Origin of the sequence: Neisseria sp. P0022.S009 (assembly GCF_051956675.1) — a bacterium.
Lineage (GTDB): Bacteria > Pseudomonadota > Gammaproteobacteria > Burkholderiales > Neisseriaceae > Neisseria.
The window spans coordinates 251295-268611 of sequence record NZ_JBQCXE010000002.1; the positions used below are offsets into that span (position 1 = coordinate 251295).

General features: G+C 50.0%; 19 protein-coding genes and 2 tRNA genes. 3 read left to right on the forward strand and 18 right to left on the reverse strand.

Going from position 1 to position 17317, the window contains the following annotated elements; all coding sequences use genetic code 11:
• Positions 1-8: 8 nt before the first annotated feature.
• The 5 genes from mutS to ACTHUG_RS04315 all read right to left on the reverse strand — a co-directional run bounded on the left by mutS (position 9) and on the right by ACTHUG_RS04315 (position 4760).
• Positions 9-2609, reverse strand: a complete 2601-nt coding sequence (mutS, locus tag ACTHUG_RS04295) for a DNA mismatch repair protein MutS (RefSeq protein ID WP_440386243.1) — start codon at positions 2607-2609, stop codon at positions 9-11.
• A gap of 88 nt (positions 2610-2697) precedes the next feature.
• Positions 2698-3534: a pantoate--beta-alanine ligase gene (panC, locus tag ACTHUG_RS04300; RefSeq protein WP_440386242.1), complete on the reverse strand. Its 837-nt coding sequence runs from the start codon at positions 3532-3534 to the stop codon at positions 2698-2700.
• A 119-nt stretch (positions 3535-3653) separates the two neighbouring features.
• Positions 3654-4445, reverse strand: a complete 792-nt coding sequence (gene panB / locus ACTHUG_RS04305; protein ID WP_004521070.1) for a 3-methyl-2-oxobutanoate hydroxymethyltransferase — start codon at positions 4443-4445, stop codon at positions 3654-3656.
• Positions 4446-4572: 127 nt separating this feature from the next.
• Positions 4573-4648: transfer RNA gene (locus ACTHUG_RS04310), tRNA-Thr, on the reverse strand.
• Positions 4649-4684: 36 nt separating this feature from the next.
• Positions 4685-4760: transfer RNA gene (locus ACTHUG_RS04315), tRNA-Thr, on the reverse strand.
• 216 nt (positions 4761-4976) lie between these two features.
• Here ACTHUG_RS04315 and ACTHUG_RS04320 point away from each other — a divergent pair.
• Positions 4977-5771, forward strand: coding sequence for a polyamine aminopropyltransferase (locus tag ACTHUG_RS04320; RefSeq protein WP_440386241.1), 795 nt, complete (start codon positions 4977-4979; stop codon positions 5769-5771).
• A gap of 41 nt (positions 5772-5812) precedes the next feature.
• The gene (locus ACTHUG_RS04325) at positions 5813-6451 is read left to right on the forward strand and encodes an alpha/beta hydrolase (protein ID WP_440386240.1); all 639 of its coding nucleotides are present in this window, start codon (positions 5813-5815) and stop codon (positions 6449-6451) included.
• Positions 6452-6521: 70 nt separating this feature from the next.
• On the opposite strand, the gene ACTHUG_RS04330 is transcribed toward ACTHUG_RS04325, so the two are convergent.
• The 3 genes from ACTHUG_RS04330 to folB all read right to left on the reverse strand — a co-directional run bounded on the left by ACTHUG_RS04330 (position 6522) and on the right by folB (position 8189).
• Positions 6522-7058 carry an NUDIX hydrolase gene (locus ACTHUG_RS04330; protein ID WP_440369300.1) on the reverse strand — a complete coding sequence of 179 codons (537 nt, stop codon included), beginning with the start codon at positions 7056-7058 and terminating at the stop codon, positions 6522-6524.
• 86 nt (positions 7059-7144) lie between these two features.
• Entirely contained in the window at positions 7145-7792 is a 648-nt protein-coding gene (locus tag ACTHUG_RS04335) for a nuclease-related domain-containing protein (protein WP_440386239.1), read from the reverse strand.
• A 46-nt stretch (positions 7793-7838) separates the two neighbouring features.
• Entirely contained in the window at positions 7839-8189 is a 351-nt protein-coding gene (gene folB, locus ACTHUG_RS04340) for a dihydroneopterin aldolase (RefSeq protein ID WP_440386238.1), read from the reverse strand.
• Positions 8190-8246: 57 nt separating this feature from the next.
• Here folB and plsY point away from each other — a divergent pair, with 57 nt between their 5' ends.
• The gene (gene plsY, locus ACTHUG_RS04345) at positions 8247-8858 is read left to right on the forward strand and encodes a glycerol-3-phosphate 1-O-acyltransferase PlsY (protein WP_070712548.1); all 612 of its coding nucleotides are present in this window, start codon (positions 8247-8249) and stop codon (positions 8856-8858) included.
• A gap of 86 nt (positions 8859-8944) precedes the next feature.
• On the opposite strand, the gene greB is transcribed toward plsY, so the two are convergent.
• From greB to rsmA, 10 genes are all read right to left on the reverse strand, one after another.
• The gene (gene greB / locus ACTHUG_RS04350) at positions 8945-9436 is read right to left on the reverse strand and encodes a transcription elongation factor GreB (RefSeq protein WP_049322920.1); all 492 of its coding nucleotides are present in this window, start codon (positions 9434-9436) and stop codon (positions 8945-8947) included.
• A 74-nt stretch (positions 9437-9510) separates the two neighbouring features.
• Positions 9511-11055 carry an amidophosphoribosyltransferase gene (gene purF / locus ACTHUG_RS04355; protein ID WP_049322919.1) on the reverse strand — a complete coding sequence of 515 codons (1545 nt, stop codon included), beginning with the start codon at positions 11053-11055 and terminating at the stop codon, positions 9511-9513.
• A 153-nt stretch (positions 11056-11208) separates the two neighbouring features.
• Positions 11209-11712: a CvpA family protein gene (locus ACTHUG_RS04360; RefSeq protein WP_440386237.1), complete on the reverse strand. Its 504-nt coding sequence runs from the start codon at positions 11710-11712 to the stop codon at positions 11209-11211.
• The gene (ftsN, locus tag ACTHUG_RS04365) at positions 11705-12853 is read right to left on the reverse strand and encodes a cell division protein FtsN (protein ID WP_440386236.1); all 1149 of its coding nucleotides are present in this window, start codon (positions 12851-12853) and stop codon (positions 11705-11707) included. Before ftsN ends, ACTHUG_RS04360 begins: the two co-directional genes overlap by 8 nt.
• A gap of 13 nt (positions 12854-12866) precedes the next feature.
• A complete protein-coding gene (gene folC / locus ACTHUG_RS04370; RefSeq protein WP_440386235.1) occupies positions 12867-14150 on the reverse strand; it encodes a bifunctional tetrahydrofolate synthase/dihydrofolate synthase in 1284 nt (427 codons plus the stop codon).
• 38 nt (positions 14151-14188) lie between these two features.
• The gene (locus tag ACTHUG_RS04375) at positions 14189-14641 is read right to left on the reverse strand and encodes a protein YgfX (protein WP_440386234.1); all 453 of its coding nucleotides are present in this window, start codon (positions 14639-14641) and stop codon (positions 14189-14191) included.
• Between the two features lie 4 nt (positions 14642-14645).
• Positions 14646-15005: a hypothetical protein gene (locus ACTHUG_RS04380; protein WP_049322913.1), complete on the reverse strand. Its 360-nt coding sequence runs from the start codon at positions 15003-15005 to the stop codon at positions 14646-14648.
• Between the two features lie 63 nt (positions 15006-15068).
• Positions 15069-15797 (reverse strand): amino acid ABC transporter ATP-binding protein, encoded by a 729-nt coding sequence (locus ACTHUG_RS04385; RefSeq protein ID WP_003747231.1) that lies wholly within the window; start codon positions 15795-15797, stop codon positions 15069-15071.
• A 2-nt stretch (positions 15798-15799) separates the two neighbouring features.
• Complete coding sequence (locus ACTHUG_RS04390; protein WP_070850648.1) at positions 15800-16465, reverse strand: sel1 repeat family protein; 666 nt, start codon at positions 16463-16465, stop codon at positions 15800-15802.
• Positions 16466-16480: 15 nt separating this feature from the next.
• Entirely contained in the window at positions 16481-17260 is a 780-nt protein-coding gene (gene rsmA / locus ACTHUG_RS04395) for a 16S rRNA (adenine(1518)-N(6)/adenine(1519)-N(6))-dimethyltransferase RsmA (RefSeq protein ID WP_314058533.1), read from the reverse strand.
• Positions 17261-17317: the final 57 nt, after the last annotated feature.

Sequence of the window (17317 nt, forward strand, 5' to 3'; positions counted from 1 at the left end):
TGCCTTGTTTACGACACCTTGTTGCAGATATCTTTCAAACGATACAAGGCATCCAAAGCTTCGCGCGGCGTAAGGTTGTCGGGCTGGATTTGCGCCAAAGCTTCGGCCAACTCATTGGTCTGCAAATTATCAATAGGTTCAACTTCTTGTGCTTTCCCTTCCTCATCTTCCCTATTTTCAGACGGCATGGCGCTGAAAATATCCAACTGCGGACGATTGGCGGCAGCTTGGGCTTCGAGTTCGTCCAGATGTTTTTGGGCGGCTTTGAGGGCGCGGTTGGGCAGGCCTGCGAGTTTGGCGACGGCGATACCGTAGCTTTTGCTGGCAGGGCCGGGTTCGATGTGGTGGAGGAAGACGATGTCTTGGCCTTGTTCGAGTGCGGAAAGGTGCATATTGACTGCCGTTGCGTGGGCTTCAGGCAGGCGGGTCAGCTCGAAATAGTGGGTGGCGAAGAGGCTGAAGGATTTGTTTTTTTGCAGCAGGTGTTCGGCGATGGCGTGCGCGAGGGCGAGGCCGTCGAAGGTGGAGGTGCCGCGTCCGACTTCGTCCATGAGGACGAGGGATTGGTCGGTGGCGTGGTGGAGGATGTAGGCGGTTTCGCTCATTTCGACCATGAAGGTGGAGCGGTTGGAGGCGAGGTCGTCGGAGGCGCCGATGCGGGTGAAGATTTGGTCGATGGGTCCGATTTGGGCAGCATCGGCAGGAACAAAGCTGCCGGTGTGCGCCATGAGGACGATGTGGGCAACTTGGCGCATGTAGGTGGATTTGCCGCCCATGTTGGGGCCGGTCAGGAGCATGAGGCGGTGTTTGTGGTCGAGGCGGGTGTGGTTGGCGGTGAAGTGGCGCACTTGTTGCTCGACGACGGGATGGCGGCCGTTTTCGATATGGATGACGGGGTAGTCGGCGAACTCGGGGCAGACGAAGCCGCGTTCGGCGGCGGTGGCGGCGAAGGTGGAGAGTACGTCGAGGGCGGCGGCGGCTTTGGCGGCTTTTTGAAGCTGCGGCAAGGCCGTCTGAACTTCTTTCAACAGGGCTTCAAACAGGCGTTTTTCCAATGCCAATGCCTGCTCTTGCGCGGTCAGGACTTTATCTTCAAAGGTTTTGAGTTCGGGGGTGATGAAGCGTTCGGCGTTTTTCAGGGTCTGGCGGCGTTGGTAATCGGCAGGCGCTTGTTCGGCTTGGACTTTGGATAGCTCGATGTAGAAGCCGTGAACGCGGTTGAACTCGACTTTAAGGGTGGAGAGGCCGGTACGTTCGCGTTCGCGCGCTTCAAGCTCGAGCAGGAATTCGTCGCCATGGTTTTGGATGTGGCGCAACTCGTCCAGTTCTGCCGAATAACCTTGGTTGATGACGCCGCCGTCTTTGAGCCAGACGGCAGGTTCGGGCATCACGGCGGCTTTGAGGGTTTCGGCGACGGGTAGGGTTTCGGGGAAAACAGCTTTGAGGGTTTCTAAGAGACTACTGCCCTCGGCGGACAATTCGATTTCATTCAGGGCAAACAGGCTGTCGCGCAGGGCGGCGAGGTCGCGCGGGCGGGCGTTGCCGACGGCAATGCGGGCGGCGATGCGTTCGATGTCCGCGATGTTTTTCAGACGGCCTTGCAGGGTTTCGTATTGCGAACCCAACGCAGCAACGGCTTCTTGGCGGGCGCGGATGTGGGCACGGCTGCGTAAGGGGTGGTGCAGCCAGAGTGCCAAGAGGCGGCTGCCCATGTGGGTGGCGCAGCCGTCGAGTATGGAAAACAGGGTCGGCGATTTTTTGCCGGAGAGGGTTTGCGTGATTTCGAGATTGCGGCGCGTGGCAGCGTCCATGCCGATATATTGGCTGTCGGTTTCGAGCGAAATGCCGTCTAAGTGTTGCGGCATCAGGTTTTGCGTCAGGCGGATGTAGTTCAACAGCGCGCCCGCCGCGCCGACGGCGGCTTCGTGTTCTTTGCCGTCCAAACCGAAGCCGTGCAGGTCTTGGCAGCCGAAGTATTCGGTCAACAATTTCGCGCCCGCATCGGCGGCAAACTGCCATGAGTTCAGGCGCGTGATGTTGGCAGAGGTTGCCTGAAAACCGTCAGGCAGGTTTTTGCCTTCGGGCAACAGGATTTCCGCCGCCTGCAAACGCGCCAGCTCGTCGGCAAGTTTGTCTGCCGTCGTCAGCTTGGTTTTGAATTCGCCGCTTTGCAAAGAAGCCCATGCGATGGCAACGTTTTTCTTGTCTGCGTTCACCGCCACAATGCGGTTGGTTTCCTTATCTTCCAAAAACGCCGCGTCGGTCAGCGTGCCGGGCGTTACGATGCGCACGACTTTGCGCTCCACCGGCCCTTTGCCCGCACCGACTTCGCCCACCTGCTCGCATACTGCCACACTTTTGCCCATCTTCACCAGTCGCGCCAGATACTGCTCCGCCGCGTGAAACGGCACGCCCGCCATCTTAATCGGCACGCCGTCCATCTGCCCGCGCGTGGTCAGGGTAATGTCCAACAGCTTTGCCGCCTCCACTGCGTCATCCAAAAACAACTCGTAAAAATCGCCCATGCGGTAAAACACCAGCTTGTCGGCGTGCTGCGATTTGATGGCGAGATACTGCTGCATCATCGGGGAAACAGTGGGTTTGGACATGGAAAAGCCTTAGAAACGCAAAAGCGTTATTGTAACAAAAGGCCGTCTGAAAAACAGGTTTCAGACGGCCTTTAACAGCAGCTTGGTTTTAAACCAAAGCCACTTCCAAATTATCAATCAGGCGCGTGGTACCCAAACGGGCGGCGGCAAGCACCACCAATTCTTTATCGCCAACATGAGCCACTGCCAAGCTGTGTGCATGGCGGATTTCAACGTAATCAACCACCCAGCCGGCATCGGTCAAACGGCGGATACATTCGGCTTCAAGCTGGGCGTAATCCAGATTGCCGTTTTTCAGGACGGCGGCAATGTTTTGCAACTCTTGATAGAGGCGTGGCGCTTCTGCGCGTTCTGCTTCGCTCAAATATTGGTTGCGGCTGGAAAGTGCCAGGCCGTCTGAAGCGCGGCCGGTGTCGACGGGGACGATTTCGATATTGAAGTTCAAGTCTTCGACAAAGCCTTTGATAATCGCCAGCTGCTGATAGTCTTTTTTGCCGAAACAGGCAGTATCGGGTTGAACAATGTTGAACAACTTGGTCACAACGGTCGCCACGCCGCGGAAATGGCCCGGGCGGAATTTGCCGCACAATTCGTTTTGCAGGTGCGGAGGCTCGACATTGAAACGCTGTTCCACATTCGGATACAGCTCTTTTTCATCAGGCGCGAACACGACGGCAACGCCCTCGCCTGCCAATTTGTCGGCATCTTGCTGCAAAGTGCGCGGATATTTGTCGAAATCTTCGCCTTGTCCGAATTGCAGGCGGTTGACAAAAATACTGACCACAACGTTATCTGCACGTTTTTTTGCTTCGCGCACCAGCGCAAGATGGCCTTCGTGCAGATTGCCCATGGTCGGCACAAATGCCACTTTTCCGGCAGTTTTGCGCCACTCGCGCAATTCTTTAATCGTATGAATAATTTGCATGGTTTGAAAAATCCTTTATCTTTTCCGCCGTTTCATCAACGGAAATCACGCGCCGATTATACGCTTTTATTCATCAAAAAGGCCGTCTGAAATAAGTTTCAGACGGCCTGGTTTTTATTTTATCCGGCAAACGTATGTTCGACAGAAGGGAACGTTTTTGCTTTGACTTCGTCCACATAGGCTTTGACCGCAGCTTGAACGCTGTCTTTGCCCTGCATAAAATTTTTCACGAATTTGGCGGTTTTACCGGGGAAAATGCCGAGCATATCGTGCATTACCAAAACCTGACCGTCGCAATCCACGCCTGCGCCAATGCCGATGGTCGGGCAAGAAACTGTCTCGGTCACTTTTTTCGCCAATTCCGCAGGAACGCATTCCATCAATACGATTGCCGCACCTGCCGCATCATGCGCTTTAGCGTCGTTGAGCAACGCTTCCGCCTTGTCGCCGCGGCCTTGAACTTTATAGCCGCCGAATGCAAACACGGATTGCGGGGTCAGGCCGATGTGGGCGCAAACAGGGATACCGCGCATTTGCAGAAATTCAGTGGTCTCCGCCATCCAGACGCCGCCTTCGAGTTTGACCATATGCGCGCCGGCCGCCATCAATTCGGCCGCCGCCGCAAATGCCTGCTCTTTGCTCTGCTGATACGCGCCAAACGGCAAATCGCTGACAATCATGGCATTTTGAGTGCCGCGAGCCACGCATTCAGTGTGGTAGCACATATCCTGCAAGCTCACCGGCAAAGTGGACTGACGACCTTGCACCGCCATGCCCAAAGAATCGCCGACCAGCAGTACATCTACGCCGGCATTGTCCATCAGCGCGGCAAAGCTGGATTCATAAGCGGTCAGCATGGCGATTTTCTCGCCCTCTGCTTTCATTTTTTGCAAAGTGTTTACGGTAATCATGGTGTTGTGTGTTCTGCCCGGTGGGCAGCCCTTTGTTATAAATGGAAACGCGGTATTATAAGGTCTGCTTTTAAAATATCAAAGCATAAGCAAAAAGCCCGACTGCTTTCACAATCGGGCTTTTAATTGGTGCCGGCACCAAGAGTCGAACTCGGGACCCCCTGATTACAAGTCAGGTGCTCTACCAACTGAGCTATACCGGCTTACTGAAATGCCTTGCAGCACCGTCAGTCTTTAACTGGTGCCGGCACCAAGAGTCGAACTCGGGACCCCCTGATTACAAGTCAGGTGCTCTACCAACTGAGCTATACCGGCAAGGAAGTCGGCATTATGCCGATAAGTTCCCATCTTGGCAAGCATTTTAAAACAAAGTTACTCACGAAATTATAAAAACCAATGATTTTAAAGAAAATTAAATACACACCTTATCTTTCCATCCAACACGCAAAAAGGCCGTCTGAAAACCGCCCCAGCGCAAAACATCATGGTTTCTGTTAAAATAACGCCTTCTACATCTTTCCGTCTTTGTCCATGCCGCCCCGCCATCCTTACCGCCGCCTGCGCCCAGCCAAATCCCATCTGCCTGAAGTCGGCATTTCCGAAGAAGGCAATATCCGTTCCCTGCACTTGGGCAGCGACACCATTCAAAGCTCCATGAATGTCGATCATCCGTCCGAGCTGGTGTTGTCGTACAGCCGCGCCATGATGGGTTGGCTGCTGTTTACAGAAACCCCGCCCAAACACATCACCCAAATCGGCTTGGGCGGCGGCTCGTTTGCCCGTTGGATAGACAGCTACCTGCCCGATACCAAGCAAACCGCCATTGACATCAATCCGCAAGTCATCGCCGTGGCGCGCAGCTTGTTTGAATTGCCGCACGAAGGCGAAAATTTTGAAATTATCGAGGCGGACGGTGCGGAATATATTAAAGTGTTCCGCCACAATACCGATGTGATTTTGGTAGATGGTTTTGACGGCGAACAGATTATCGATGCTTTGGTGGAGGAACCCTTCTTCCAAGACTGCCGCAACGCCCTCTCTCCCGACGGCGTATTTGTGACCAACTGGTGGAGCGGCGACCAGCGTTATCAACGCTTTGTCGAACGCCTGCTCAACGTCTTTGACGGCCGCGTACTCGAGCTGCCGGCCGAGAGCCACGGCAACGTAGCGGTCATGGCCTTCCAAAGCAGCCCCAAAGAACAAAATCTCGACAACCTGAAAAAACGCGCCGAAAAATTAAGCGAAAAATACGGCTTGGACTTCAAACGGATGCTTGCTGATTTGAAAGCCAACAATCAAAACAACGGCAAGAATTTTTATCTGTAAACCGCTTCAGGCCGTCTGAAAAAACAAACAAGGACACACTCATGCTCAAACCCGACATCATTCAAATCCCCGGCCCGGTCGGTTTGCTGGAAACCATCTACCTGCCAAGCACACAAGAGTCCGCCCGTGGCGTCGCCGTCATTAACCACCCCAATCCCCTGCAAGGCGGCACCAACACCAACAAAGTCATCCAAACCGCCGCTAAAGCCTTATCGCAACTCGGTTTTCACTGCTATCTGCCAAACCTGCGCGGCGTAGGCAACAGCGAAGGCGAACACGACTACGGCCGCGGCGAAACGCAAGACTGCATTGCCGTTATCGACTACGCCCGCGCGCAACATCCAGACGCACCGCAATTCGCCCTGGCCGGCTTCTCATTCGGCGGCTACGTTTCCACCTTTGCCGCCCAAGAACGCACGCCTGATTTGCTATTGCTGATGGGCGCTGCCGTCCATCACTACAAAGACCGCCCGGAACCATCCGACGTTCCCGACGTCGCCAAAACATTGATGATTCATGGCGCAGAAGACGAAGTCGTCGAAATCAACAAAGCCCTGACATGGGCAGAACCACAAGGCCTGCCGGTTGTAACCATTGCCGGTTCGTCCCACTTCTTCCACGGCAAACTCATCGTTTTACGCGATACGATCACACGGTTCGCACCGGCTTTATTAGGTTAAAATCCGGCTACAAAATAAAACAAGGCCATCTGAAAGCTTTTTCAGACGGCCTTGTTTGTCTCTTAACATATCAATTCTGAGTCAACCAATACTGCAAACCAATCAAAGTCTTACCATCTTTGATTTCATCGTTTGCCAATGCAGCGCGCACCTCTTCCTTGCTCATCAAGACGGTTTCAGTAATTTCATCTTCATCATTGCTCAACTCGCTGCCCAGACGCACGCCTTGCGCTTGGTAGAGATACATTTTCTCATCACAAAAACCGACTGCCGTGTAAAAGCTGTACAACAATTTAACACTGTCGGCAACGTATGGCGTTTCTTCCGCCAACTCACGCAAAGCGCATTCGGCAGGATCTTCGTCCGCCACATCCAATTTACCCGCCGGCAATTCCAACGTCGCCTGATCGGCGGCATAACGCCATTGGCGCACCAAAACAACTTTGCCGTCTTCCGTTTCCGCCAACACACACGCAGCACCCGGATGGCGGATCACAACCCGTTGGCTTTCATTGCCGTTGGACAGGCGCACCCGATCGCGGCTGATGGTAACAAAAGAACCTTCATAGATTGGCTCGCTGCTTAATTTAGTTTCTTTCAAATCCATTTTTTTACCTCATTTCCAAATTATTAAATATTAAAGGCCGTCTGAAATTTTACTAAAATAAATTCAGAGGATGCCTTTTCTAATATTTACCGCTGATGTCGTTGTTGCAAACGCTCCGTATGTGTTCGCAGCTTCTCACTATTTGCTTGGTAGTCACTTGAAGACAATACAGCAACTATTGCCTCTACCTCATGAGGAAGCAATACGGCCGTCTGAAAATTCTTAATATAAGCCGCCGCCTGCCTAATACGGCAAACATTGGGTGGCATTTTCGATTTCAATTCACAATCACCTAAGAAAACTACCATTGAATGAAACTTCTCCTCAGGAAATTGCAATAGTTCTGACAATGCTTTGATATGAGCATAATTCTGACACAACGGGTTTTGGAAATAATGTTTCTGTTTATAGATGATTTGCGTCCATTTAGATTGCTTTTCACTACCAAAAATCCAGCCTGTGTAATTTTTAGTTTCTATCACAAATATCCCAAAAATTGAGACATAAATATGATCAATTTGTGTCGTACCATCTCGAGATGGAATAATTAAATCGTGAAACTCAAAATAAGTTTTCTCATCTAAATTTTTTCCAATTACAGAACGAACTGCTATTTCCCCCATGCTTCCCTTTATTTTAGGATTTCTCAACAGTGCTTTTAATAAAAGCAAAGGAATAATGATCAGAAAAATCCAAAATATACCTGACATACTTCCCAATATTTGTTCAATCATGACGTTTTCTTTTTTATTTAAAACTAAAAATTTATATATTTATGGTTTATTCCCGAGTACGTTCAACTTCAATACCGACCTGCGCAACATCGGGCAAGATACCCGGTTTCACAATACGGACGCGTACTTTGACCGCACCAAAATCATTTAAAATCAATTGGGCGATATGTTCCGCCAACGTTTCCAGCAGTAAAAAATCCTGTTCGGCAAGGTTGCGGCGTACGACTTCGCATACTTCGCCATAATGGATGGTGTCGCCGATATCGTCGCTCGTGCCCGTACGCTCGGGAACACTGATTTCTAAATCCAAAATCAAAGTCTGTTTACGCTCACGTTCCCAATCATATACGCCGATTAAAGTATCGGCTTTCATGCCGTACAAAAAGATTTTATCCATTTGCCTGTCCGTTTTTTTGATAGAATAACCATTCCCATTTTAAGTAAAGCACCCAAAATGTTCAATGTACTTGCCATTATTGCCGCCTATCTTATCGGCTCCCTGTCTTTTGCCGTCATCGTATCAAAATATTACGGCATGGACGATCCGCGCACTTACGGCTCCGGCAACCCCGGCGCCACCAACGTCTTGCGCAGCGGCAAGAAAAAAGCAGCCGCACTGACCCTGCTCGGCGATGCAGTAAAAGGCTTGGTTGCCGTCATCTTGGCGCGCTGTCTGCAAAATGCTTTAGATTTGTCGGATGCAACAATAGCCCTGGTCGCCATTGCAGCATTGGTCGGCCATATGTGGCCAATATTTTTCAATTTTAAAGGCGGCAAAGGCGTAGCCACCGCATTGGGCGTCTTGCTCGCCCTCTCCCCCGCAACCGCCCTGCTCTGCGCCTTGATTTGGCTGGTCATGGCGTTTGGTTTCAAAGTTTCCTCCCTCGCTGCCCTGGTCGCCACCGTCTGCGCACCCATTTTCGCCTTCTTTATGATGCCACACGCCTCTTGGGCATGGGCAACCGTATTCATTGCCGCATTGGTGTTGTACCGCCATAAAAGCAATATTCAAAATCTGCTTCAAGGCAAAGAAAGCAAAATCGGGGATAAAGCTGGAAAATCTTAAAAGTGTAGATACAATCAATAAAAGGCCGTCTGAAGTCTATTTTTCAGACGGCCTTTTGTAGTTTCATTCGCATTATTCACACATAATCATTCAATCTTAATATACTCCACCGACAAAATCTCTATAACCTCCTGCCCTTCCGGCGTATTCAAGACAACTTCGTCGCCTTCGCGCGCTTTAATCAGGCTGCGTGCCAAAGGGGAAATCCATGAGATTTTGTTTTTAGCGGTATCGATTTCATCTACGCCGACGATTTTGACAGTTTGTTCTCGACCGTCTCCGCGCAGTAAGCCAACGGTTGCACCGAAGAAAATCTGGTCCGTGGCTTCGCGCGCTTCTGGATCGACGACGACGGCGGCTTCCAAGCGTTTGGTTAGGAAGCGGATACGGCGGTCAATTTCGCGCATGCGGCGTTTGCCGTAAAGATAGTCGCCGTTTTCGCTACGGTCGCCATTGCTTGCCGCCCAGTTAACGATTTGGACGATTTCCGGGCGTTCTTTGTTGACCAGATGATAAAGTTCGTCTTTCAATGCCTGCCAGCCGGTAGGCGTGATGTAATTTTTGGTTTCGGTACTCATGATGTGTCTAAAACATAATTAAAGGCCGTCTGAACGTTAATTTTCAGACGGCCTTTATTGTAAGTCAATTTACTTTATTCTTCATCATCGCTATCGCTGATACTGATGCTGTGTTCCATTTTGCTTGGATGTACTTTTAAGCCGCCGCAACCTGATTTTTCGGCAGAGAGGCGATTTAGATATGCTTCATCGATATCGCCGGTTTGATAAACACCGTTGAAGCATGAAGAATCAAAGGATTCGATTTTGGGATTGAGCGCTTTGACTACTGCTTCCAAGTCTTCTAAATTTTGGAAGACGATACCGTCCGCGCCAATTTCGGCTGCGATTTCTGCCGCGCTGCGGCCGTTTGCAATCAGTTCTTCACGGGTCGGCATATCGATGCCGTACACATTCGGATAGCGTACTTCAGGAGCGGCAGAAGCGATATAGACTTTGCGTGCACCTGCCGCGCGTACCATTTCGACGATTTCACGGCTGGTCGTACCGCGTACGATGGAATCATCCACCAATAAAACGCTCTTGCCGTTAAACTCGGTTTCCATCGGACTGAGTTTTTGGCGTACTGATTTTTTGCGTGTTGCCTGGCCGGGCATAATAAAGGTGCGGCCGATGTAGCGGTTTTTAATCAGACCTTCGCGGTAAGGTTTTTCGAGATGGACGGCAAGCTCCATCGCGCTGGGTCGGCTGGTATCGGGAATCGGCATCACGACATCGATATCATCGACAGGCAGCTCGCGTTTGATTTTTTCTGCCAACGATACACCCATATCCATACGGGACTGATAAACGGAAACGCCATCGATGACGGAGTCCGGGCGGGCAAAATAAACATATTCGAAAAGACAAGGGCTTAATTTGGCTTTATCGCTGCATTGACGGGAAATAATCGTACCGTCAAAACCAATAAATACGGCTTCGCCCGGATGGATATCGCGTTCCAAATCATAGGCAAGTGCATTGAAGGCAACGGATTCGGAGGCAACGGCATAAGATTTTTTGCCGGATTCGTCAATTTGCGAACCCAAAACCAACGGACGGATACCGAAAGGATCTCGGAAAGCCAGCATGCCGTATCCTGCAATCATGGCTACTACGCCGTATGCGCCGCGCACCAAACGGTGCACTTCGGAAACAGCGTTGAAAATATTGTCGATGGTGAGTTGGTAAGGAACTGTATTTTTAGAGACTTCGCGGCGCAATTCATGCGCAAATACATTGAGTAATACTTCGGAATCGGAGCTGGTATTAACATGGCGCAGGTGTTTGTTGCACACATTCTCATACAGCTCTTCGGTATTGGTTAGATTACCATTATGTGCCAAAACAATGCCAAACGGAGAGCTGACATAGAAAGGCTGAGCCTCTGCACTGCTGCCTGCATTGCCGGCGGTCGGATAGCGGACATGTGCAATGCCGGCATTACCTACCAAGTCGCGCATGTTTCGGGTACGGAACACTTCACGCACCATGCCTTTGCCTTTGTGCATATGAAACGTGCTGCCCTCTGCAGTCACAATGCCTGCCGCATCCTGACCACGATGCTGCAGCATCTGCAGACCGTCATACAGCAGCTGATTGACCGGCTCATGACTGACCAAACCTAATACACCACACATATCGAGACTCTCCGAGTTTTAGGGTTAAATGGGTAAGGTGTCATTATAAAATAATTTAGAGGAGTTTGCCCAAATTGTTGACAATATAATGCTACCTTCAGACAAATAAAAAACGGTTTCAAACGACCTTCAGGCCGTCTGAAACCATTAACATCAATCATCCGCTTCCTCATGCGTATCTTCTTTTCCCGGCAGATACGGCATTGCGGCATCGGCAAGCGATTCAAAATACGGAATCGTATGGGAACTTTGCCACTCTTCCGTCTTCGGCAAATCGGTATGCGAAAAAACCATCACAGCCAGTGTTACCAAAATCACACCTTTCACTGCACCGAATACGCCGCCAAGCAAACGGTTGATGCTTCCCAGACCAACGGCAGACACCAAACTGCTTAACAGCGACCGTGCCAGTTTTTGCAACAGCCATGCCAGAAAAAACACAGCGGCAAAACCCATGGCAACCGCCAAAGCATGCGGCTCAACCGATTTAAAGACCACATCGGCAAACGGCACGGCGAGCGTTCTGGCTGCAATAAACGATACCACCCATGCCACCATCGCCCCTGCTTCAGCAATAATCCCCCGCGTCAGCGAGATAATGATGCAGATGACGATGACGGCGACAGCCAACAAATCGGCAACAGGCAAATTACTCACTGGTTACCTGACCGGCAATGCCATGTACACGCAATTTGTTCAAATCACGCTCGGCATCGCGTGCATTTTTATAACTGGCTGATTTCACGCGATACACCTTACCTTTATCGGTCATCACTTCAGTAATGGTCGAATCGATACCTGCGGCTTTCATTTTACGTTGCAGGCTTTGTGCGCGTTCTTTTTCAGCATAACCAGCCTGAATGGCGGCTTTTTTCGCAGGTTTGGCTTCTGCTGTTTCTTTTTCGGCTTTAAGCTTGGCTTTTTCAGACGGCTTCTCGGCAGTTTTTACCTTATCGGCTTTTTCTGTTTTGGCCGTTTCCGGTTTAGCCTTTTCATTTTTTGGTTTTTCAACTTTGGCTTCTGCTTTCTTGGCAGGTTCGGCCTTGTCTTTTACGCTGTCTTTGCTGTTTTTGGCAGATTTACGTTCAGCAATGGCTTTCTCTGCTTTTTCCAATTGTGCCAATTTATTGCGTTCGGCAGCAGCTTCACGCTCTGCTTTTTCAGCACGCGCTTGAAGTGCGCGTTTTTTAGCCGCCAATGCGTTTTCTTTCTCAGCAGCTTCCTGTTGGGCTTGTGTTTTACGTGCCGCAGCAGCACGTTGTTCAGCCTGACGTTGGCGGCGTTCTTCGGCTCGGCGCTCCGCAGCTTCACGTTTGGCAGCCTCGGCGCGTTGAATACGCTCGGACTCTTCCAAACCTTTAATATTGCCGTCATCCAAAGTATCATTAATCAAAACCAACGGCTCGCCGACATCTTCGGGAGCAGATTCACGGTTTGGCTTCAATACTTCAACCGGCGCATTGTCTTCTTCATCGCCGGCATTTTGAGGTTTGCTTTGCGCTTCGGCATCCGCATGGCGGGCTGCTTCTTCAGCCATCGCAACATCCTCTTTATTCGGCTCTAGGACAACAGCCTTGCTGGGCTCATCAGCCGTTTTGACTTGAGTCTGACCGACAGGGGCTTCTTTAAACGGTGAATTTTTATCGTCACCCGATGTCAGCGCCAGGCCGAACAGCATACCTGAAGCCACCACCAAGCCGGAGGCCAAAACCAAGCGGCGGCGATTGCGGCGTTTGAGTTGTTCGTAACCGTCTAAATCGTATCCGTTTGGAGTTTCTTTTTGTTTATTGTCGGACATGATAATTTCCTCGTTAGTGTTCTTTCAAAACAGCCATTACATCGGCAACAGTATGGAATGAGCCGAAAACAACGATTCTATCATTTTCGGTTGCTTTCGCCAAAGCAGCGCGGTAGGCTGCGGCGACGGTTTCAAAAACATTTACATTGTCGATGCCGTGTTCAGCCAATTTGGCCTGCAAAGCCTCCACCGTCATGCCACGCGGTACATCTAAAGGCGCGATATTCCACTCGTCAAACTGGTCTTTAACGATTTCCAGCACGCCGTCAATATCTTTGTCGGACAACATACTGAATACGGCGGTACGTTTTTGGGCAAAGGCAAGGTTAATCAGGCTGCGACGCAAGGCACGGGCTGCGTGCGGATTGTGGCCGACATCCAAAACCACCAGCGGACGGCCGGGTAAAACTTGGAAACGTCCAGGATTCTCAACCAACAGCAAACCGCGTTTAATCGCGCCGATGTCAACGGGCAGCTGATTGTTCAGACACTCTAAAACAGTCAGTGCGCACGCGGCATTGGACAACTGATACGCGCCGCGCAAAGCAGGAAACGGCAAGGAATTGCGGTTGCGGTTTTGGCCGTCTGAAGATTGCGGATGGAAGCGGTAGTTCCACTGCACGCTTTCCATTGACGCAAAATCAAAATCTCGCTGGACCATCAACAGTTTTGCACCAATTTCTTCTGCGTGTTTGACCAATGATTCAGGCGCAGGATTCTGGCCGCACACGGCTGGTTTGCCGCTACGGAACACCCCGGCTTTTTCAAAACCGACCTGCTCGACGGTATCGCCCAAAAATGCCTGATGGTCCAAATCCACGCTGGTAACGACCGAACAGTCGCCATCGAATACATTCACGGCATCCAATCGTCCGCCCAAACCGACTTCCAAAATCATGACGTCCACATTTTCACGCATGAAAATATCGACGGCGGCCAAAGCATTAAACTCAAAATACGTCAGCGAAATTTCGCCGCATGCCGCTTCGATGCGCTCAAATGAGGAAACAATCAGGTCATCTGAAACAGGCTGAGTGTTGATGGCGATTCGTTCGTTGTAACGCAGAAGGTGCGGACTGGTCAGCGTACCGACTTTAAAACCGGCTTCTTTATAAATATGCGACAAATAGGCGCATACGGAGCCTTTGCCATTGGTACCCGCCACCACGACGACAGGACATTGCGGCACCAAATTCATGCGTTTTTTTACTTCTCCTACGCGCTCCAAACCCATATCGATAAGGCCGGAACTATGGGCAGTCTCCAAATGAGAAAGCCAGTCTTGTAATGTTTTCATTGTATTGATCGCTTCAAAAGGCCGTCTGAAACAGCCGTTTAATCCATATCTGCCGCAAGTTCTGCTTTGTCTTCTTTTTCCCGACACCAGCGCGCCCATACTTTCAGACGGCGGTAGGCATCATGGTCGGCCATATCGGGCAAGATGCAGTGTTTGACCATTTTTCCGTCAACATTCCATTGCAAAAACAAAGCGTAAACCGTCAACATACTGCTGTCTTGCAAAACCGCGCTTCTACCCTCTTCCTCGCCATTCAAGTAAACCGTCGCACGGTATTGGCGGTCTATGATGATTTTTCTGACCGCATTTTGAATCTGAAAATTAACACTGCGCCAAGCATAGGCAAAACTGCCGGCCAACGCCGCCAAACCCAGCCACATCATCCAGCCGTAAAACTCGGCAAGGCATAAGGCCAACGCCGAAAGGTGTAAGAAGACAATCAGAATTTTCAAAGAACGCGAGGGCTTTAAGGCCGTCTGAAAACTTCGCACGGCTTTACATCATATTGTCGAAAACAGGCGTAATGTTCAATTCCGCCTCTTCCATATCCAAAACCATATCGTGGATTTCGGTATCGAAAAATTCCCAAAAAGCCTTCAGGCTCATGTCTTGCGGCCATTTGCTTTTATCGATGTCCCAGCCTGCCAATTCGGCTTCAAAAATCTGTTGGTAGCGTTCGTCAAAATAGGAAATGACGGATTCTGGCTCGTCAAATTGCGGCACCAGGAATACGGAACAGTTGGTACGCAGTTGCTCGATGGTCAAATCGGGCATATTCTCATCGGAGGATTTCAACCATTCTAAAAAACGGGCGGTCGGCTTCAGCACGACAGCAGTACGGTCAACAAAATACATTATCTTCAACTTTCAAAATCATTCAAACCGATCATGCCGTCTGAAATTTCAGACGGCCTAAGTTTAATGTGTCATCACCTGTTGCAGGAATTGTTTGGCACGCTCGTGTTTCGGATTGGTAAAAAATTCTTCCGGCGTTTCATCTTCCAGAATCTGGCCTTTATCGACAAAAATCACACGGTCGGCAACTTCGCGTGCAAAACCCATCTCATGGGTCACACACATCATGGTCATGCCGCTTTCCGCCAAGTCTTTCATCACTTTTAATACTTCGCCAACCATTTCAGGGTCAAGCGCGGAAGTCGGCTCGTCAAACAACATCACGCGAGGCTCCATCGCCAAACCGCGTGCAATCGCCACACGCTGCTGCTGACCGCCGGAAAGCTGGCCGGGCAGCGCGTCTTTTTTATGTGCCAAGCCGACGCGTTCCAAAAGCTCCATTGCTTTCTTTTCCGCCTCTTCACGGCTTTGGTTTTTCACTTTCATCGGAGAAAGAATAATATTTTCCAAGACAGTCAAATGCGGATACAGATTGAACCCTTGGAACACAAAGCCCACTTCTTCGCGCACTTTGTTCAAATCGGTTTTCGGATCGGCAACATTGATGCCGTCCACCCAAATCTCGCCACTTTCAATGCGCTCGAGTTGGTTTACCGTACGAATCAACGTCGATTTGCCACTGCCCGAAGGACCGCATACAACGACCACTTCGCCTTGTTTGACTTCCAGATTCACGCCGTTGATAACGTGCAAATCTTTAAAATGTTTGTGTACATTTTTGAATTTAATCATGTTTATTTGACATTCTCTAAAATTGACCAGATTTTGGACGGCCTGTTTTTAATCTGTTTGGCGTAATGCTCGATTTTCTCACTGTTGTCCTTGGTATAAATGCCGCGACACAATATATCCAGTGCATCTTTGTTCAAGTCGCCATAACGGTTGTTGGTATATACCGACAGGATGCAGGCTTTCAGGGGATGGAAGGGAACGCCGTATTTCTGCGCATTACCCCGATTTCCAAACAGCCATGCGGTATCTGCTAAAGCTGCGTAGTTGCTCAAAGCTGCCGCTTTAAATAATTTTTCTTTGATCAGCGGATAATTTTTCTGCTTCTGATTTTCCAGTTTGAACACTTCATCCATCAATTTTTGTGAACCGTTGGGCGCAAGCTCTTCTTCTAAAGCTGTTTTATCATATTCGGCTTCAATATCGTCAAGTAAGTCTTGTGCCGCTCCCTCGCCGTTTTCTGCAGCTTTTTTCAGCCAATAATAAAACTCGCTTTCTTTGAGGTTTACAGGGTCTGTTGTCATTTCCAGCTGCATGGCCAGCAGATATTGCGCTTCAGCATCGCCGGCTTTTGCTTTGCGCCGCAGGTTTTCTTCTCCGCCGGTGCTTAATGCAAATGCCGTACCGGTAATAAATACAACCAACCCACACCAGACATATTTTTTCAACATTCCGTCCCCAACCTTTCAGACGGCCTTTTGAACCAGATAATTGCTCAATTCCACATATTTCTCAGCGGCAATGTGTTCTGCCCTGTCTTGCGGATTGATACCGACTGCCTGCAAGTCATCATCGTCGGCAAGTTCCTTCAAATTATTGCGTATGGTTTTGCGGCGTTGATGGAAAGCCAGTTTTACCAGTTTGGCGAAGTGTTCAAAATCTTCCGCTTTACCGATGCGGTGTTTCACCGGAATCATGCGCACGACGGCCGAGTCAACCTTCGGCGCAGGATCAAAGGACTCTGGCGGTACTTCAATCAACATTTCCATATCGAAGAAATATTGCAGCATGACGCCCAGACGGCCATAGTCGTTGGTTTTCGGCTGTGCCACCATGCGTTCGACCACTTCTTTTTGCAGCATAAAGTGCATATCGATCACATCGTCTGCCACTTCGCTCAATCGGAACAAAAGCGGCGTGGAAATATTGTACGGCAGGTTGCCGACAATTTTTTTCTTGCCTTTAATGCTGTTGAAATCAAACTGCAATACATCGCCTTCGTGTATCACCAATTTGTCTGCAAACGGCAAGGTTTTCAGACGGCGTACGATGTCGCGGTCGATTTCGCAAACATGCAGGCGGTTGAGTTTTTTCGCCAAAGGCTCGGTAATGGCGGCCAAGCCCGGGCCGATTTCAATCACGATATCATCAGGCTGCGGTCTGACTGCGTTGACAATATCGCTAATAATCCGCGTATCCTGCAAAAAATTCTGCCCGAAGCGTTTCCGGGCCTTATGTTCTTTCATATCTTTCTTCAAGCAAGCTGTTTAAGGCAGTATTGTAACTGAAACAGGCGTTTTTGT

What these genes read in the sequence shown, in the direction of transcription:
- mutS (WP_440386243.1), bottom strand. Translation starts at nt 2,609, where the DNA reads ATGTCCAAACCCACTGTTTCCCCGATGATGCAGCAGTATCTCGCCATC.
- panC (WP_440386242.1), bottom strand. Translation starts at nt 3,534, where the DNA reads ATGCAAATTATTCATACGATTAAAGAATTGCGCGAGTGGCGCAAAACT.
- panB (WP_004521070.1), bottom strand. Translation starts at nt 4,445, where the DNA reads ATGATTACCGTAAACACTTTGCAAAAAATGAAAGCAGAGGGCGAGAAA.
- ACTHUG_RS04320 (WP_440386241.1), top strand. Translation starts at nt 4,977, where the DNA reads ATGCCGCCCCGCCATCCTTACCGCCGCCTGCGCCCAGCCAAATCCCAT.
- ACTHUG_RS04325 (WP_440386240.1), top strand. Translation starts at nt 5,813, where the DNA reads ATGCTCAAACCCGACATCATTCAAATCCCCGGCCCGGTCGGTTTGCTG.
- ACTHUG_RS04330 (WP_440369300.1), bottom strand. Translation starts at nt 7,058, where the DNA reads ATGGATTTGAAAGAAACTAAATTAAGCAGCGAGCCAATCTATGAAGGT.
- ACTHUG_RS04335 (WP_440386239.1), bottom strand. Translation starts at nt 7,792, where the DNA reads ATGATTGAACAAATATTGGGAAGTATGTCAGGTATATTTTGGATTTTT.
- folB (WP_440386238.1), bottom strand. Translation starts at nt 8,189, where the DNA reads ATGGATAAAATCTTTTTGTACGGCATGAAAGCCGATACTTTAATCGGC.
- plsY (WP_070712548.1), top strand. Translation starts at nt 8,247, where the DNA reads ATGTTCAATGTACTTGCCATTATTGCCGCCTATCTTATCGGCTCCCTG.
- greB (WP_049322920.1), bottom strand. Translation starts at nt 9,436, where the DNA reads ATGAGTACCGAAACCAAAAATTACATCACGCCTACCGGCTGGCAGGCA.
- purF (WP_049322919.1), bottom strand. Translation starts at nt 11,055, where the DNA reads ATGTGTGGTGTATTAGGTTTGGTCAGTCATGAGCCGGTCAATCAGCTG.
- ftsN (WP_440386236.1), bottom strand. Translation starts at nt 12,853, where the DNA reads ATGTCCGACAATAAACAAAAAGAAACTCCAAACGGATACGATTTAGAC.
- folC (WP_440386235.1), bottom strand. Translation starts at nt 14,150, where the DNA reads ATGAAAACATTACAAGACTGGCTTTCTCATTTGGAGACTGCCCATAGT.
- ACTHUG_RS04380 (WP_049322913.1), bottom strand. Translation starts at nt 15,005, where the DNA reads ATGTATTTTGTTGACCGTACTGCTGTCGTGCTGAAGCCGACCGCCCGT.
- ACTHUG_RS04385 (WP_003747231.1), bottom strand. Translation starts at nt 15,797, where the DNA reads ATGATTAAATTCAAAAATGTACACAAACATTTTAAAGATTTGCACGTT.
- ACTHUG_RS04390 (WP_070850648.1), bottom strand. Translation starts at nt 16,465, where the DNA reads ATGTTGAAAAAATATGTCTGGTGTGGGTTGGTTGTATTTATTACCGGT.
- rsmA (WP_314058533.1), bottom strand. Translation starts at nt 17,260, where the DNA reads ATGAAAGAACATAAGGCCCGGAAACGCTTCGGGCAGAATTTTTTGCAG.